Origin of the sequence: Escherichia sp. MOD1-EC7003 (assembly GCF_002965065.1) — a bacterium.
Classification (GTDB): Bacteria; Pseudomonadota; Gammaproteobacteria; order Enterobacterales; family Enterobacteriaceae; genus Escherichia.
Map to the genome: position 1 here is coordinate 1 of NZ_PTRE01000131.1, position 15,971 is coordinate 15,971.

Below are 15,971 nucleotides of genomic sequence, written 5' to 3' on the forward strand. Positions count from 1 at the left end.
CCTGGAAAGTTGATCTGAGCTCTCAGTAAATATCAATACGGTTCTGACGAGCCGCTTACGATAGCTCTATATCCCTCAACCGGAAAATAACAATACCAAAATGCTTATCCCTGTTAATCCATCAGGGAATGCCTTGCGGAGTGTAGCATCGAGTCACGCCAGATTTCGCGATCAGGATTCAGAGTGATGACTTCCATCTTCCAGACCAGGGCTATTTAGCCATCAACACTTTCTAACAGTGCTGAGATTTCAACCTGTTGCAGGAAAAATGCGTCAATATAAGGTAAGGGTACTGCCAAACCCATTTTGTGAGGCAAGGTGAATTTCGTTTGAAGGGTAAATGGTGTCCCCTGCAGGAATCGAACCTGCAATTAGCCCTTAGGAGGGGCTCGTTATATCCATTTAACTAAGAGGACAATGCGGCATGAGTATACCCGCTAATGGGCTGCGGGGTAAGTACACTGCCGCTCGATTGCTTAAACACTCGCCATTTATGCTGGGTTTTTATCCTTTTTCTTAATGTTTTCCGTACGTTCTGCTGTTTGGCGTGCTTCTGCTTTGCGCTTGTTGCTCATATCGTTACGGATCTGTGCATGACTCATTAATGCGAAGATAAAGGTGCCGCCGCAGATGTTCCCCGCTAAAGTCGGTAACGCGAAGGGCCAGATGAAATCGCGCCAGTGCAGCGTGCCGTTAAACACCAGATAGAGGATTTCTACAGAACCAACAACGATGTGGGTGGTGTCTCCCAGGGCAATAAGCCAGGTCATCAATATAATCACCACAATCTTTGCCGCACCTGCTGCAGGAAACATCCATACCATAGTGGCGATCAGCCAGCCGGATATGATCGCGTTGGCAAACATCTCGCTGGGGGTGTTCTTCATCACATCCATGCCAATTTTGACAAATGCATCGCGAGTTTCTTCATTGAAGATAGGCATATATTCAAATGCCCACGCCGCAATACCTGTCCCGAGAATATTACCCAGCAGTACAACGCCCCATAACCGCATAAGTAAACCGACGTTGCTCATTGTCGGTTTTTGCATGACGGGGAGGACCGCAGTCACGGTGTTTTCGGTAAATAATTGCTGGCGGGCCATAATGACAATAATAAAACCAAAGGTATAACCGAGATTCTCCAGCAAGAAGCTGCCCGGCACGCCTTTCAGTTCGACATGAAATATTCCTTTTGCCAGTAGCGAAGCGCCCATCGACAGACCCGCCGCAATGGCTGACCACAGTAGCGCCATTGCGTCGCGTTCCAGCTCTTTTTCACCATCCTGGCGGATATGCTCATGAATTGCCATCGCCCGGGAGGGGAGTCGGTCTTCATCTATTTCTATTTTTTTGCCGCGCTCTTTTTCTTCGCTCTCAACTTCAATTTCGTCGCTGTGTTGATCAATTTTGTCGTTGTCCATGGTTTCTTCTCTTGAATTAGCACGTATAGCTAAAGCGTAGCGGCTTTTTTGATCGCAACTGGCGGGAGTTACTCTGAAAATGTAGAAAAGGCTGCATTTGCCTTTTTCTGTTTCTATAGAATCAAGTAGCCTACAGGGTGGCGATTACCAGGCTATGATCAAATCAGCAAATCAGGGCGTCTGGACATCAGTTGCTGTGCTGTTACAATCGCCCACACCTAAACAGGCGGATACGCTATCGTTCCGTCATGGATGGCAAACTGCATAAGCCATAAAAAACAGGGAGACATTTATGAAGCTTCGCCTGTCGGCGCTTGCTCTGGGAACTACGCTTCTGGTGGGATGTGCGAGTTCCGGTACAGATCAGCAAGGGCGTTCTGACCCGTTAGAAGGGTTCAACCGCACCATGTACAACTTCAACTTCAATGTATTAGACCCGTATATTGTTCGACCGGTCGCTGTCGCCTGGCGTGATTATGTTCCGCAACCGGCGCGTAACGGTTTGAGCAACTTTACCGGCAACCTTGAAGAACCTGCGGTGATGGTTAACTACTTCTTGCGGGGCGACCCTTATCAGGGGATGGTCCACTTTACCCGCTTTTTCCTGAATACCATTTTGGGGATGGGCGGCTTTATTGATGTTGCAGGGATGGCGAACCCGAAACTGCAACGGACTGAACCTCACCGCTTCGGTAGTACGCTTGGTCATTATGGCGTAGGTTATGGGCCGTACGTTCAGTTACCGTTCTACGGCAGCTTCACGCTGCGTGATGAGGGCGGTGATATGGCAGATGGTCTTTACCCAGTACTTTCCTGGCTGACCTGGCCGATGTCTGTGGGTAAATGGACGCTTGAAGGTATCGAAACCCGCGCACAGCTGTTGGATTCCGACGGTCTGCTGCGTCAGTCATCCGACCCTTACATTATGGTGCGTGAAGCGTACTTCCAGCGTCATGATTTCATCGCTAATGGCGGCGAACTCAAACCGCAGGAAAATCCGAATGCGCAAGCGATTCAGGACGATTTAAAAGATATCGATTCTGAATAAGAAACAAATAAAAAAGGTGAGTCGCAAAACTCACCTTTTTTCTTATTAAGCAAACGCGTTATCAGAACGCGTAGTTGAAGTTAGTCCCGAACAGCCAGGCTTTACCTTCAGACTCGAAGGAATAAGCTGCCGCTCCTTCACCTTCGGTGAATTTCACTTTCTGACCATGCATATAAGATGCGCCAACGTCAATGGATGCATCTTCATTAAATGCGTAGGTTAACCCAGCACTTAACCACAAACGATCCTGGTCAGGAATGGAAATAGAACGTTTATCAGCCGGAACCGGGCTGTCGTCATAAGCGATACCGGTACGGAAGGTCCAGTTTTTATCGTAATAGTAGGTTGTACCCAACGCGATACGATATGCGTCCCGGAATCCTTCATCTTTATAGAACAGAGTCTGACCACTATCGCCTTTCGCTTTCAATTCCTGGAACTGGCTCCAACTGGTATAGGCCATGCTGTAGTGAATTGCCCACTGCGGCGCAACACGGTTATAACCAGAAATCTCCCACATCTCAGGCAGATTCAGCGTTAAGGAGCCATTTTGGGTTGCACCCATCGTGCCATACGGTAAGCCCATGTTACCCAAAATATTGTTCAGATTTGGGTTAATGGAGCTTTTGTAATCCCCATCGAAGTCGATTTTAACTTCTGAACGATATGTCAGGCCCCAACGGTTGTCTTTATCCAACTCATAGAGGATTCCCGCGTTCCAGCCGAATCCCCACTCATCACCCTTCAGATGAGCAATTTGCGAATCCGGTGTATTAATACCGTTTGTCCAGCTTTCTGGCACTCCTCGGGCAATCAACTGTTGAGACAGCAATGGCCCCAGCGAACCGGCGTAACGCTCAATTTTTGCCTTAGCGTAAACTGCATCAAAACCAAGACCAAAACTCCAGCTATTGTTAAGGCGATAAGCCCCGCTAAGGTTAAGGTTGATTGTCTGCAGATCGGTTTTACCGCCATAGATACCAGCAGCGTAGTTGTCGGTAAATTCCGTAGCCAGACCATAGTTGGAAGTTATTGACGCTCCCCAACCAAACTGATCGTTAATAGGCGCGACAAAGTGCAGGTTAGGCACCCACGCTGTCGGTGCGATATTTTTAGCATTTGCACTCTGACCGGTTAAATCAGAATGTCCGGTAATATCTACATCCGGATCTATATAAACCGCACCCGCAGAAAACGTCGGGCGGTCAAACATAGTAATCAACGCGGGGTTACGGCTAACGTTACCTGCATCATCGGCAATAGCGCCTTCCCCTGAATAAGCCCGGCCCAGGCCAGAGGAAGAAAATTCGTTTAACTGAAAGCCTGCCGACCAGGCCTGGGTGGAGATAAGTGCCACTGCGACTGCGAGAGCAGACTTTGTAAACAGGGTTTTCTGGCTCATGACCATAACCTCAATGATTTATTTTTATACAAACTATGTTACGTACTGTAACAGGAGCGCGAAGTGTAGGGTCTGAGGTAGATCTTAGAAATCAGACCAGTGGCGAGAGTATAGGTCTGACCAGCTGGAATGTTGCAAGTATGTTTCTATCTTTTTTCAAATATGATCTAGGAAACGCGATCCAGCTGGCAAAATTTGGAGGTTGCGCACACATGGATTCGGGAGAGTTTTGTTTTAGATCATTTTTAAGTGTGATTTCGGTCACTTATCCGATTTTGCAGAATTAACAACTGGAGCAGCACTTTCGGGAAGCGTAAAATATCCGCAACGTTTATCTGGCACCTTGGGTGCACATACAGAGGAAATCAACGATGAGTAAATGTAGTGCTGATGAAACCCCGGTTTGCTGCTGTATGGATGTTGGCACCATTATGGACAACTCCGACTGCACCGCGTCTTACAGCCGCGAGTTTGCAAACCGCTCAGAAGCAGAACAAACCCTGGCGGCGCTGACTGAAAAAGCCCGTAGCGTGGAATCCGAACCGTGCAAAATCACCCCGACTTTCACTGAAGAGTCTGATGGTGTGCGCCTGGATATCGATTTCACTTTTGCCTGCGAAGCTGAAATGCTGATCTTCCAGCTGGGTCTGCGTTAATTCCTCTCGAGTGCGTACGCCCCTGTCAGTTGCTGGCAGGGGCGTTTTATTTTCTCTTCCACTTTTCTCTCTGTGTCATAGCTCCCACTTTCCCTTTTCTCCACTTGGCTAAATGTAAAAAAATGGTTAAGACTATGATCAGGTCAGACCACTTTATTTATTTTTTACAGGGGAGTGTTATGGGGCAGGTTTTACCGCTGATTACCCGCCAGGGCGATCGTATCGCCATTGTTAGCGGCTTACGTACGCCTTTTGCCCGTCAGGCGACGGCTTTTCATGGCATTCCCGCTGTTGATTTGGGGAAGATGGTGGTAGGCGAATTGCTGGCACGCAGCGAGATCCCCGCCGAAGTGATTGAACAGCTGGTCTTTGGTCAGGTCGTACAAATGCCTGAAGCCCCCAACATTGCGCGTGAAATTGTTCTCGGTACTGGAATGAATGTGCATACCGATGCTTACAGCGTCAGCCGCGCTTGCGCTACCAGTTTCCAGGCGGTTGCAAACGTCGCCGAAAGCCTGATGGCGGGAACTATTCGCGCGGGGATTGCCGGTGGGGCAGATTCCTCTTCCGTATTGCCCATTGGCGTTAGCAAAAAAATGGCGCGCGTGCTGGTGGATGTCAACAAAGCCCGCACGATGAGCCAGCGGCTGAAACTTTTTTCTCGCCTGCGTTTGCGTGACTTAATGCCCGTACCGCCTGCGGTGGCAGAGTATTCCACTGGCTTGCGGATGGGGGATACTGCCGAACAAATGGCGAAAACCTACGGTATTACTCGCGAACAGCAAGACGCACTGGCGCACCGTTCGCATCAGCGTGCCGCTCAGGCATGGGCAGAAGGTAAACTGAAAGAAGAGGTAATGACCACCTGTATCCCTCCTTATAAACAACCATTTGCGGAAGACAACAATATTCGCGGCAATTCCACGCTTGCTGATTACGCAAAGCTGCGTCCGGCGTTTGATCGTAAACACGGAACGGTAACGGCGGCAAACAGTACGCCGCTGACCGATGGCGCAGCGGCAGTGATCCTGATGACTGAATTCCGGGCGAAAGAATTGGGCCTGGTGCCGCTGGGATATCTGCGCAGTTATGCGTTTACCGCGATAGATGTCTGGCAGGATATGTTGCTCGGCCCAGCCTGGTCAACGCCGCTGGCGCTGGAACGTGCTGGATTGACTATGGCCGATCTGACATTGATTGATATGCACGAAGCCTTTGCTGCTCAGACGCTGGCCAATATTCAGCTACTGGGGAGCGAACGTTTTGCGCGCGACGTACTGGGGCGTGCACATGCCACTGGCGAAGTGGACGATAGTAAATTTAACGTGCTTGGTGGTTCGATTGCTTACGGACATCCTTTCGCGGCCACCGGCGCGCGGATGATAACCCAGACATTGCATGAACTTCGCCGCCGCGGCGGTGGATTTGGCTTAGTGACCGCCTGTGCCGCTGGTGGGCTTGGCGCGGCAATGGTTCTGGAGGTGGAATAATGGAAATGGCATCAGCTTTTACTCTTGATATTCGTCTGGACAACATTGCCATCATTACCCTCGACGTTCCCGGTGAGAAAATGAATACCCTGAAGGCAGAGTTTGCCTCTCAGGTGCGCACTATTATTAAACAACTTCGCGAAAACAAAGAGTTACGTGGAGTAGTATTTATCTCAGCGAAACCGGACAACTTTATCGCCGGAGCTGACATCAACATGATCGGCCACTGCAAAACGGCGCAAGAAGCGCAAGAGCTGGCGCGGCAGGGGCAACAGTTAATGTCAGAGATTCATGCTTTGTCCGTTCCGGTTATCGCGGCTATTCATGGCGCTTGCCTGGGCGGCGGGCTGGAGTTGGCACTGGCGTGCCATGGTCGCGTTTGTACTGACGATCCTAAAACGGTGCTCGGTTTGCCAGAAGTACAACTTGGATTGTTACCCGGTTCAGGCGGCACCCAGCGTTTACCGCGTCTGATAGGCGTCAGCACAGCGCTGGAAATGATCCTTACCGGAAAACAACTTCGGGCGAAACAAGCATTAAAGCTGGGGCTGGTGGATGACGTTGTTCCGCACTCCATTTTGCTGGAAGCCGCTGTTGAGCTGGCGAAGCAGGATCGTCCATCTTCCCGCCCTCTACCTGTACGCGAGCGTATTCTGGCGGGGCCGTTAGGTCGTGCGCTGCTGTTCAAAATGGTCGGCAAGAAAACAGGACAAAAAACGCAGGGTAACTATCCGGCGACAGAACGCATTCTCGAGGTTATCAAGACCGGTTTAGCGCAGGGGACCCGCTGTGGCTATGACGCTGAAGCACGGGCGTTTGGCGAACTGGCGATGACGCCGCAATCGCAGGCTTTGCGTAGTCTCTTTTTTGCCAGTACGGAAGTGAAGAGAGATCCTGGCAGTGATGCGCCGCCTGCGCCATTAAATAGCGTGGGCATTTTAGGTGGTGGCTTGATGGGCGGCGGTATTGCTTACGTCACTGCTTGTAAAGCGGGGCTTCCGGTCAGAATTAAAGATATCAACCCGCAGGGCATAAATCATGCGCTGAAGTACAGTTGGGAGCAACTGGAGGGCAAAGTTCGCCGTCGTCATCTCAAAGCCAGCGAACGCGACAAACAGCTGGCATTAATCTCCGGAACGACGGACTATCGCGGCTTTGCCCATCGCGATCTGATTATTGAAGCGGTGTTTGAAAATCTCGAATTAAAACAACAGATGGTGGCAGAAGTGGAGCAAAATTGCGCCGCTCATACCATCTTTGCTTCGAATACATCATCATTACCGATTGGCGATATCGCCGCTCACGCCACGCGACCTGAGCAAGTTATTGGCCTGCATTTCTTTAGTCCGGTGGAAAAAATGCCGTTGGTGGAGATCATTCCTCATGCGGGGACATCGGCGCAAACCATTGCCACTACAGTAAAATTGGCGAAAAAACAGGGCAAAACGCCCATTGTCGTGTGTGACAAAGCCGGGTTTTACGTCAATCGCATCTTAGCGCCTTACATTAATGAAGCTATCCGTATGTTGACCGAAGGTGAACGGGTAGAGCATATCGACGCCGCGCTGGTTAAATTTGGTTTTCCGGTAGGTCCAATCCAACTTTTGGATGAGGTAGGAATCGACACCGGGACTAAAATTATTCCTGTACTGGAGGCCGCTTATGGAGAACGTTTTAGCGCACCTGCAAATGTTGTTTCTTCAATTTTGAACGACGATCGCAAAGGCAGAAAAAATGGCCGGGGTTTCTATCTTTATGGTCAGAAAGGGCGTAAAAGCAAAAAACAGGTCGATCCCGCCATTTACCCGCTGATTGGCGCACAAGGGCAGGGGCGACTCTCCGCACCGCAGGTTGCTGAACGGTGTGTGATGTTGATGCTGAATGAAGCAGTACGTTGTGTTGACGAGCTGGTTATCCGTAGCGTGCGTGACGGGGATATTGGCGCGGTATTTGGCATTGGTTTTCCACCATTTCTCGGTGGCCCATTGCGCTATATCGATTCTCTCGGCGCGGGCGAAGTGGTTGCAATAATGCAACGGCTGGCCACGCAGTATGGTTCCCGTTTTACCCCTTGCGAGCGTTTAGTCGGGATGAGCGAGCGTGGGGAAAGTTTTTGGAAAACAACTGCAACTGACCTGCAATAAGAAGGTCAAAGCTATATGAATCCGCGCTGAATGGTGGAGTACTGGTCAAAATGCAAACGCATATTGACTATACTTACGCCATTGAGGTAAAAAACAGCGTTTCATTCGGTGAATGGATAAGGCACAATGCCGGCCACCGTTTTCATTCTCTGGTTTCAGATGAAAGAAAACGGGCGAATCTGGTTAACAAAAGCGGTGCAATATGCAAGTTTTTATCATGCGTCACGGCGACGCAGCCCTCGATGCCGCCAGTGATTCTGTTCGTCCTCTAACCACCAACGGTTGTGACGAATCTCGCCTGATGGCGAACTGGCTGAAAGGTCAAAAAGTGGAAATCGAACGCGTTCTGGTGAGCCCGTTCCTGCGAGCCGAGCAAACACTGGAAGAAGTAGGGGATTGTCTGAACCTGCCTTCTGGTGCAGAAGTTCTGCCGGAGTTAACGCCCTGCGGCGATGTTGGTCTGGTCAGTGCCTATTTGCAGGCGTTGACCAATGAAGGTGTTGCTTCGGTACTGGTGATCTCCCACTTACCGTTAGTCGGGTATCTGGTTGCCGAGTTATGTCCGGGCGAAACGCCGCCTATGTTTGCCACCTCGGCCATTGCCAGCGTAACGCTTGATGAAAGCGGAAACGGCACGTTCAACTGGCAGATGAGCCCATGTAATCTGAAGATGGCAAAAGCTATCTGATGAGGCCCAAATTATGCCCGATGAGGTAGATTCATTGGGCATAATTAATAATTGCTCATCAGGCAGTGGATATTTACAAATCTCACTGCTATCGAAGATCCTCCCTGTCTATAAATAAAACTCCTTCAGCTTTCATTCAGAGTTATTCTTTTGCGCGTATCTTGATTCTACCAAAAGTTACATGTTGAAACGAATAATGTCTGTTTGATACTCATTATCATTTATTAATACAGATAATAGAGAAAATAGAGTTGAATAATTAGGCTGAGGGTGATTAAAACGTGATTGAATCCTGGATATAGTATTTATATATTATATTTCCAAAGGCAGATAAATGCCAGTCACATTATATTTTCATTGTTTGCTTTTTAAGCTATTGATATTCATTGTTGATATGTTTTCTGTTTTTCCTGGATACTTATGCCGTGTTTATAAGGATGTCCTTAAGATAATCCCCCTCCTGTCAATATATTAATTAAATCTACATTTGCTCTTTAGTAAAATTAAATTGCATCAGGGGAGTGAAAACATCACTATTCGGCCCCCACCAGCAAATACAATTTTCTATGGTCTGTTCTATTTGGATCGCACGCTGTATTCAATGGTTGGGTATAAACATTAGCTATTGACTGAATCAATGTATTGCGATGTTTATATTTATAATTATTTATGGTTTAAGGACAAATAATGAGTAAGTTTATTAAAACAGCTATTGCTGCTGCAATGATTATGGGCGCGTTCACCTCTACAGCAACAATCGCTGCGGGTAACAATGGTACTGCACGTTTTTACGGCACCATTGAAGACTCTGTATGTTCTATCGTCCCGGACGATCACAAACTGGAAGTTGATATGGGTGATATCGGTGCTGAAAAACTGAAAAACAACGGCACCACTACGCCGAAAAGTTTCCAGATTAGCCTGCAAGATTGCGTATTTGATACTCAGGAAACAATGACCACGACCTTTACTGGTACTGTTTCTTCTGCGAATAGCGGCAATTATTACACCATTTTCAATACCGATACCGGTACGGCATTTAACAACGTTAGTTTAGTGATCGGTGACTCTCTGGGTACCTCTTACAAAAGCGGCATGGGTATTGACCAGAAAATCGTAAAAGACACGGCTACTAATAAAGGCAAAGAGAAGCAGACACTGAACTTTAAAGCCTGGCTGGTCGGCGCAGCTGATGCGCCAGATCTGGGTAATTTCGAAGCAAATACCACCTTCCAGATTACTTACCTGTAAGGCATACCCCCATAGCGACACTGCTATGGGGGATTTAAATGGATTTTGACCAAACAAGAATAAAACGGATAGAAACGTGTATGCCTGACCATTCTCTTTTTCGATTACGGATTCTTCCGTGGTGCATTGCGCTGGTAATATCAGGGAGTTATAGCAGTGCTTGGGCTGAAGACGACATTCAATTTGATTCCCGTTTTCTGGAATTAAAAGGCGATACAAAAATTGATTTAAAGCGTTTTTCAAGCCAGGGATATGTTGAGCCAGGAAAATACAATTTACAGGTTCAACTAAATAAACAGCCATTGGCAGAAGAGTCCGATATTTACTGGTATGCTGGTGAAGATGACGCGAGCAAAAGCTATGTTTGTCTGACACCAGAACTGGTGGCGCAGTTTGGTTTAAAAGAAGACGTGGCGAAAAATTTGCAATGGGGCCACGAGGGTAAATGCCTGAAACCCGGTCAACTGGAAGGCATGGAAATTAAGGCTGATTTAAGCCAGTCCGCATTAGTCATTTCACTACCGCAGGCTTACCTCGAATATACCTATCCCGACTGGGATCCACCTTCTCGTTGGGATGATGGTATCTCCGGGATCATCGCGGACTACAGCATCACTGCGCAAACGCGACACGAAGAAAATGGCGGCGATGACAGTAACGAGATCAGCGGCAACGGGACGGTTGGGGTTAACCTGGGGCCGTGGCGTATGCGTGCTGACTGGCAGACCAACTATCAACATACCCGCAGTAATGATGATGACGATGAATTTAGCGATGATGACACACAAAAAACATGGGAGTGGAGTCGCTACTATGCCTGGCGGGCATTACCGTCATTAAAAGCCAAACTGGCGCTGGGTGAAGATTACCTCAATTCCGATATTTTCGACGGTTTTAACTATGTTGGTGGTAGTGTTAGCACTGACGATCAAATGTTGCCTCCCAACCTGCGTGGCTACGCGCCAGACATTTCCGGCGTGGCACACACCACAGCAAAAGTGACCGTCAGCCAGATGGGACGTGTGATTTACGAAACGCAGGTTCCGGCTGGACCATTTCGTATTCAGGATCTTGGTGATTCCGTCTCCGGTACATTGCATATTCGCATTGAAGAACAGAACGGCCAGGTGCAGGAATATGACATCAGCACCGCTTCGATACCATACCTCACTCGCCCAGGCCAGGTTCGCTATAAGATCATGATGGGACGTCCGCAAGAGTGGGGCCACCATGTCGAGGGGAGATTTTTCTCTGGTGCTGAAGCCTCCTGGGGGATCGCTAACGGCTGGTCGTTATATGGCGGCGCGCTGGGAGATGAAAACTATCAGTCTGCGGCGCTTGGCGTTGGTCGCGATTTGTCTACGTTCGGTGCGGTCGCGTTTGATGTTACTCACTCGCATACCAAACTGGATAAAGACACCGCTTATGGCAAAGGTTCGCTGGACGGTAGCTCTTTCCGTGTGAGCTATTCCAAAGACTTTGACCAGCTCAATAGTCGCGTCACCTTCGCTGGATATCGCTTCTCGGAAGAGAACTTTATGACCATGAGCGAGTATCTGGATGCCAGTGACAGCGAAATGGTCCGCACGGGCAACGACAAAGAGATGTATACCGCCACTTATAACCAGAACTTCCGCGATGTAGGTGTTTCGGTTTATCTCAACTATACCCGGCATACCTACTGGGATCGTGAGGAGCAGACAAATTACAACATCATGCTCTCGCACTATTTCAATATGGGTAGCATTCGTAATATGAGCGTTTCCCTGACTGGCTACCGCTACGAGTATGACGAGCGGGCAGATAAGGGCATGTACATTTCGCTCAGTATGCCGTGGGGCGATAACAGTACCATTAGCTATAACGGCAACTATGGCAGTGGGACTGACAGCAGCCAGGTTGGTTATTTTAGCCGTGTCGATAGCGCGACTCACTATCAGTTGAACGTCGGCACCAGTGACAAGCACTCTAGCGTTGACGGCTATTACAGCCATGATGGTTCGCTGGCGCAGGTTGACCTCAGTGCGAACTACCATGAAGGGCAATACACCTCAGCGGGCTTGTCGTTACAGGGCGGCGCAACGCTTACTGCCCACGGAGGCGCACTTCACCGTACCCAGAATATGGGCGGGACACGCCTGTTGATTGATGCCGATGGTGTTGCCGATGTTCCGGTAGAAGGTAACGGTGCTGCTGTTTATACCAATATGTTTGGTAAAGCTGTCGTTTCTGACGTCAATAACTATTACCGCAATCAGGCGTATATTGACCTCAACGAACTGCCGGAAAACGCCGAAGCCACCCAGTCGGTCGTGCAAGCCACGCTAACTGAAGGAGCCATTGGCTACCGCAAATTTGCTGTTATCAGTGGTCAAAAAGCGATGGCGGTGCTGCGTTTACAAGATGGTAGCCATCCACCATTTGGCGCAGAAGTAAAAAATGATAACGAGCAGACAGTGGGCCTTGTCGATGATGACGGCAATGTTTATCTGGCTGGGGTGAAACCTGGCGAACATATGAGTGTGTTCTGGAGTGGTGTTGCGCATTGCGATATCAACCTGCCGGAGCCGTTACCGGCTGATCTGTTTAACGGCTTGTTATTACCATGCCAGCATAAAGGAAACGTCGCGCCGGTTGTTCCTGATGACATAAAGCCCGTCATTCAGGAGCAGACGCAGCAGGTGACACCCACCGATCCCCCTGTTTCTGTTTCAGCTAACCAATAACGTGATTAAGGAATGATCCATGTCTGATTTACTTTGCTCTGCCAAATTGGGTGCTACGACGCTGGCATTACTGCTTAGCGCTGCCAGTTTGTCTGCCCAGGCGTCTGTAACGCCAGATCGTACCCGTTTGATATTTAATGAAAGCGACAAATCAATCAGCGTGACGCTGCGTAATAACGACCCGAAACTCCCTTATCTGGCTCAAAGCTGGATTGAAGATGAAAAGGGTAACAAGATCAGCTCGCCGTTAACTGTTCTGCCGCCAGTGCAACGCATCGATTCAATGATGAACGGGCAGGTAAAAGTGCAGGGAATGCCGGATATCAACAAATTGCCTGCCGATCGTGAAAGCATGTTCTACTTTAACGTGCGCGAGATCCCGCCAAAATCAAACAAACCCAACACCCTGCAAATCGCGCTGCAAACGCGTATCAAGTTGTTCTGGCGACCAAAGGCGTTGGAAAATGTCAGCATGAAAAATCCGTGGCAGCACAAAGTCACCTTAACCCGCAGCGGGCAGGCATTTACTGTCAATAACCCGACGCCGTACTACGTGATTATCAGCAACGCCAGTGCACAGAAAAACGGTAATCCGGCTACGGGGTTCTCGCCTCTGGTTATTGAGCCGAAAACCACGATACCGCTGAATGTGAAAATGGATAGCGTACCGGTGCTGACCTACGTCAATGACTTTGGTGCACGGATGCCGCTGTTCTTCAAGTGCAATGACAACCGCTGCCAGGTGGATGAAGAGCAGAGCCGCAAAGGCTGATGCCGGGGGGAGTTATGAGTCACAATTTTGTAGTGGGCGCAGGGCTGCTGGTATGCAGTGTTTGTAGTTTATCTGCTATGGCTGGTAGTAAATCCGTGAATTTAACTCTGCACGTGTTGGTCGATGCTCCACCGCCCTGTTCAATCAAGGGCAGTCAGGTGGAGTTTGGCAATATGATTGCTGATAACATTGATGGCACCAATTATCGGCAAGATGCGAAATACACGCTGAATTGCACAAACAGTGTTGCTAACGACTTGCGGATGCAACTTAAGGGCAATACGTCAACGATTAACGGCGAAACGGTACTCAGTACCAATATCACAGGGCTGGGCATTCGGATAGAAAATAACGCCGATAACTCATTGTTTGCCGTCGGTGAAAATAGCTGGACACCATTTAATATCAATAACCAGCCACAGTTGAAGGCTGTACCTGTGAAGACAAGCGGGGCGCAACTTGATGCGGGTGAGTTTAACGCCAGCTTGACCATGGTGGTGGACTATCAATGAGAAAGACTTTCTTAACCCTGCTTTGTGTCAGTAGCGCCATAGCTCATGCTGCTGATGAAGACATCACCTTTCACGGGACATTATTGTCACCACCAACCTGTAGCATCAGCGGTGGTAAAACCATTGAAGTCGAATTTCGCGATCTCATTATCGACGAGATCAACGGCAACTATGGTCGAAAAGAGGTGCCATATGAACTCACATGTGACTCGACGACCCGAGATCCTGGCTGGGAGATGACCCTCACCTGGACTGGTACACAAACCAGTTTTAATGATTCAGCAATTGAAACTGATGTACCTGGTTTCGGTATTGAGCTTCAGCATGATGGCCAGCGTTTTAAACTCAATACACCGCTTGCTATCAACGCCAATGATTTTACGCAAACGCCGAAACTTGAGGCTGTACCGGTAAAAGCGAGTGACGCAGTGTTAATCGACACGAGTTTTTCGGCTTACGCAACATTACGAGTGGATTATCAATGAATAAATCAATGATTCAGCCCGGTGGTTACGTCTTGTTAGCGGGGCTGATATTGGCAGTGAGTAGCACGTCGTTCGCGGCAGACAATAATCTGCATTTCTCCGGTAATTTATTAAGTAAATCCTGTGCGCTGGTGGTGGATGGGCAATATCTGGCAGAGGTGCATTTTCCCACAGTCAGTCGTCAGGATTTGAACGTTGCAGGCCAGTCCGCTCGTGTACCCGTAGTCTTTAAGCTGAAAGATTGTAAAGGGCCGGCGGGATACAACGTAAAAGTCACGCTCACGGGCATAGAAGACAGCGAACAACCCGGTTTTCTGGCACTGGATACGTCATCAACCGCTCAGGGCGTAGGAATTGGTATGGAAAAAACTGACGGAACGCAGGTTGCCATCAACAATACAAATGGGGCGACCTTTGCGCTAACCAATGGCAATAACGATATAAATTTCAGGGCCTGGCTACAGGCGAAAAGCGGTCGTGATGTGACAATCGGTGGATTTACCGCCTCTTTAACTGCGACATTTGAGTATATTTAAAATGAAAATACTACGATGGTTGTTCGCTCTGGTCATGCTTATTGCTGCTACAGAAGCTATGGCTGCCAGGCATAGTGTTACCACTTACTACGGAATTGGTAATGATGAATACGGTACCGTTTCATATAGCTTAAGAATCATAATGCCTTCGGCAGTCTACGATGGAGAATATCGGTCTACTGGAGTGTTTAGTAAGGGTGATTATCTACAAAATACTGACTGGAATGGGCCGCCCCCTGCACCGACAGTTCAAATGACGAGTTTCAAAAAGAATGTCAATAAATCATTATGTCCTGGGTTACCTGCTGGATGGGGTTGTGGATCGATGACATTTGAAATCACTGTTTCTGCGAGTATTGAAGATCAGTTTTATTGCCCATGGCTAGTGGCCGTTAGTGATAAAGTCCAGAATAGGAATGGTGCGAGCTATCAGGGGCCAACTGGTTATGGCACGTTATGTCCGACGGTTTCTGTTCAACCTTATGATGTTTCGTGGAGTGAGAGTTATGTCAGTAAGTCAAAACAGCTCACTCTGCAGTCGACAGGCGGTGTGATTGAGAAAACGATTTCAACCTATTTGATGAAAGATGGCAAGTTGTGCGACAGTTCGCAGATGAATGAAACCGGTGGTTACTGCCGCTGGGTAGCGCAGATGATCACTTTCACCGCGTCGGGATGTGATAAGGCAGAAGTCAAAGTTACACCAAATCGACATCCTATAACGGATAAAGAGTTACACGATATGGTCGTGCGTGTTGATACCAGCAGTATGCAGCCAATCGATTCTACCTGCACGTTCCAGTACGTATTGAATGAGTTGTAGCCGGTAACACCAGG

Annotated in this window: 14 protein-coding genes and 1 tRNA gene; 12 read left to right on the forward strand and 3 right to left on the reverse strand. The window is 48.7% G+C overall.

Annotated elements, in window-relative coordinates:
- Positions 1-341: 341 nt before the first annotated feature.
- Positions 342-416 (reverse strand) — tRNA-Arg (locus tag A7090_RS19885).
- Positions 417-491: 75 nt separating this feature from the next.
- On the reverse strand, positions 492-1,424 hold the full coding sequence (locus A7090_RS19890) for a formate/nitrite transporter family protein (RefSeq protein WP_105275304.1): 933 nt from the start codon (positions 1,422-1,424) through the stop codon (positions 492-494).
- 292 nt (positions 1,425-1,716) lie between these two features.
- Here A7090_RS19890 and mlaA point away from each other — a divergent pair, with 292 nt between their 5' ends.
- Positions 1,717-2,472, forward strand: a complete 756-nt coding sequence (gene mlaA / locus A7090_RS19900; protein ID WP_105275306.1) for a phospholipid-binding lipoprotein MlaA — start codon at positions 1,717-1,719, stop codon at positions 2,470-2,472.
- A 61-nt stretch (positions 2,473-2,533) separates the two neighbouring features.
- On the opposite strand, the gene fadL is transcribed toward mlaA, so the two are convergent.
- On the reverse strand, positions 2,534-3,874 hold the full coding sequence (fadL, locus tag A7090_RS19905; protein ID WP_105275307.1) for a long-chain fatty acid transporter FadL: 1,341 nt from the start codon (positions 3,872-3,874) through the stop codon (positions 2,534-2,536).
- A 371-nt stretch (positions 3,875-4,245) separates the two neighbouring features.
- Here fadL and A7090_RS19915 point away from each other — a divergent pair, with 371 nt between their 5' ends.
- The 11 genes from A7090_RS19915 (at position 4,246) to A7090_RS19965 (ending at position 15,957) form a co-directional block, all read left to right on the forward strand.
- The gene (locus A7090_RS19915) at positions 4,246-4,530 is read left to right on the forward strand and encodes a YfcZ/YiiS family protein (protein ID WP_105275309.1); all 285 of its coding nucleotides are present in this window, start codon (positions 4,246-4,248) and stop codon (positions 4,528-4,530) included.
- A 179-nt stretch (positions 4,531-4,709) separates the two neighbouring features.
- Positions 4,710-6,020 (forward strand): acetyl-CoA C-acyltransferase FadI, encoded by a 1,311-nt coding sequence (fadI, locus tag A7090_RS19920; protein ID WP_105275310.1) that lies wholly within the window; start codon positions 4,710-4,712, stop codon positions 6,018-6,020.
- On the forward strand, positions 6,020-8,164 hold the full coding sequence (gene fadJ, locus A7090_RS19925) for a fatty acid oxidation complex subunit alpha FadJ (protein WP_105275311.1): 2,145 nt from the start codon (positions 6,020-6,022) through the stop codon (positions 8,162-8,164). The genes fadI and fadJ overlap by 1 nt, the downstream gene beginning before the upstream one ends.
- Positions 8,165-8,366: 202 nt before the next feature.
- Positions 8,367-8,852 (forward strand): phosphohistidine phosphatase SixA, encoded by a 486-nt coding sequence (gene sixA, locus A7090_RS19930; protein WP_105275312.1) that lies wholly within the window; start codon positions 8,367-8,369, stop codon positions 8,850-8,852.
- Between the two features lie 687 nt (positions 8,853-9,539).
- Positions 9,540-10,103 carry a fimbrial protein gene (locus tag A7090_RS19935; protein WP_105275313.1) on the forward strand — a complete coding sequence of 188 codons (564 nt, stop codon included), beginning with the start codon at positions 9,540-9,542 and terminating at the stop codon, positions 10,101-10,103.
- Between the two features lie 80 nt (positions 10,104-10,183).
- The gene (gene yfcU, locus A7090_RS19940) at positions 10,184-12,829 is read left to right on the forward strand and encodes a fimbrial usher protein YfcU (RefSeq protein ID WP_105275314.1); all 2,646 of its coding nucleotides are present in this window, start codon (positions 10,184-10,186) and stop codon (positions 12,827-12,829) included.
- 19 nt (positions 12,830-12,848) lie between these two features.
- A complete protein-coding gene (locus tag A7090_RS19945; RefSeq protein ID WP_105275315.1) occupies positions 12,849-13,601 on the forward strand; it encodes a fimbria/pilus periplasmic chaperone in 753 nt (250 codons plus the stop codon).
- Complete coding sequence (locus A7090_RS19950; RefSeq protein WP_105275316.1) at positions 13,601-14,113, forward strand: fimbrial protein; 513 nt, start codon at positions 13,601-13,603, stop codon at positions 14,111-14,113. The genes A7090_RS19945 and A7090_RS19950 overlap by 1 nt, the downstream gene beginning before the upstream one ends.
- Positions 14,110-14,598, forward strand: coding sequence for a fimbrial protein (locus A7090_RS19955; RefSeq protein ID WP_105275317.1), 489 nt, complete (start codon positions 14,110-14,112; stop codon positions 14,596-14,598). Before A7090_RS19950 ends, A7090_RS19955 begins: the two co-directional genes overlap by 4 nt.
- Entirely contained in the window at positions 14,595-15,134 is a 540-nt protein-coding gene (locus tag A7090_RS19960) for a fimbrial protein (protein ID WP_105275318.1), read from the forward strand. Before A7090_RS19955 ends, A7090_RS19960 begins: the two co-directional genes overlap by 4 nt.
- A gap of 1 nt (position 15,135) precedes the next feature.
- Positions 15,136-15,957, forward strand: coding sequence for a StfH/YfcO family fimbrial adhesin (locus A7090_RS19965; protein WP_105275319.1), 822 nt, complete (start codon positions 15,136-15,138; stop codon positions 15,955-15,957).
- The last annotated feature ends 14 nt before the right edge of the window (positions 15,958-15,971 follow it).

What these genes read in the sequence shown, in the direction of transcription:
- A7090_RS19935 (WP_105275313.1), top strand. Translation starts at nt 9,540, where the DNA reads ATGAGTAAGTTTATTAAAACAGCTATTGCTGCTGCAATGATTATGGGC.
- A7090_RS19915 (WP_105275309.1), top strand. Translation starts at nt 4,246, where the DNA reads ATGAGTAAATGTAGTGCTGATGAAACCCCGGTTTGCTGCTGTATGGAT.
- mlaA (WP_105275306.1), top strand. Translation starts at nt 1,717, where the DNA reads ATGAAGCTTCGCCTGTCGGCGCTTGCTCTGGGAACTACGCTTCTGGTG.
- A7090_RS19945 (WP_105275315.1), top strand. Translation starts at nt 12,849, where the DNA reads ATGTCTGATTTACTTTGCTCTGCCAAATTGGGTGCTACGACGCTGGCA.
- A7090_RS19960 (WP_105275318.1), top strand. Translation starts at nt 14,595, where the DNA reads ATGAATAAATCAATGATTCAGCCCGGTGGTTACGTCTTGTTAGCGGGG.
- fadI (WP_105275310.1), top strand. Translation starts at nt 4,710, where the DNA reads ATGGGGCAGGTTTTACCGCTGATTACCCGCCAGGGCGATCGTATCGCC.
- sixA (WP_105275312.1), top strand. Translation starts at nt 8,367, where the DNA reads ATGCAAGTTTTTATCATGCGTCACGGCGACGCAGCCCTCGATGCCGCC.
- fadL (WP_105275307.1), bottom strand. Translation starts at nt 3,874, where the DNA reads ATGAGCCAGAAAACCCTGTTTACAAAGTCTGCTCTCGCAGTCGCAGTG.
- fadJ (WP_105275311.1), top strand. Translation starts at nt 6,020, where the DNA reads ATGGAAATGGCATCAGCTTTTACTCTTGATATTCGTCTGGACAACATT.
- A7090_RS19955 (WP_105275317.1), top strand. Translation starts at nt 14,110, where the DNA reads ATGAGAAAGACTTTCTTAACCCTGCTTTGTGTCAGTAGCGCCATAGCT.
- A7090_RS19890 (WP_105275304.1), bottom strand. Translation starts at nt 1,424, where the DNA reads ATGGACAACGACAAAATTGATCAACACAGCGACGAAATTGAAGTTGAG.
- A7090_RS19950 (WP_105275316.1), top strand. Translation starts at nt 13,601, where the DNA reads ATGCCGGGGGGAGTTATGAGTCACAATTTTGTAGTGGGCGCAGGGCTG.
- yfcU (WP_105275314.1), top strand. Translation starts at nt 10,184, where the DNA reads ATGCCTGACCATTCTCTTTTTCGATTACGGATTCTTCCGTGGTGCATT.
- A7090_RS19965 (WP_105275319.1), top strand. Translation starts at nt 15,136, where the DNA reads ATGAAAATACTACGATGGTTGTTCGCTCTGGTCATGCTTATTGCTGCT.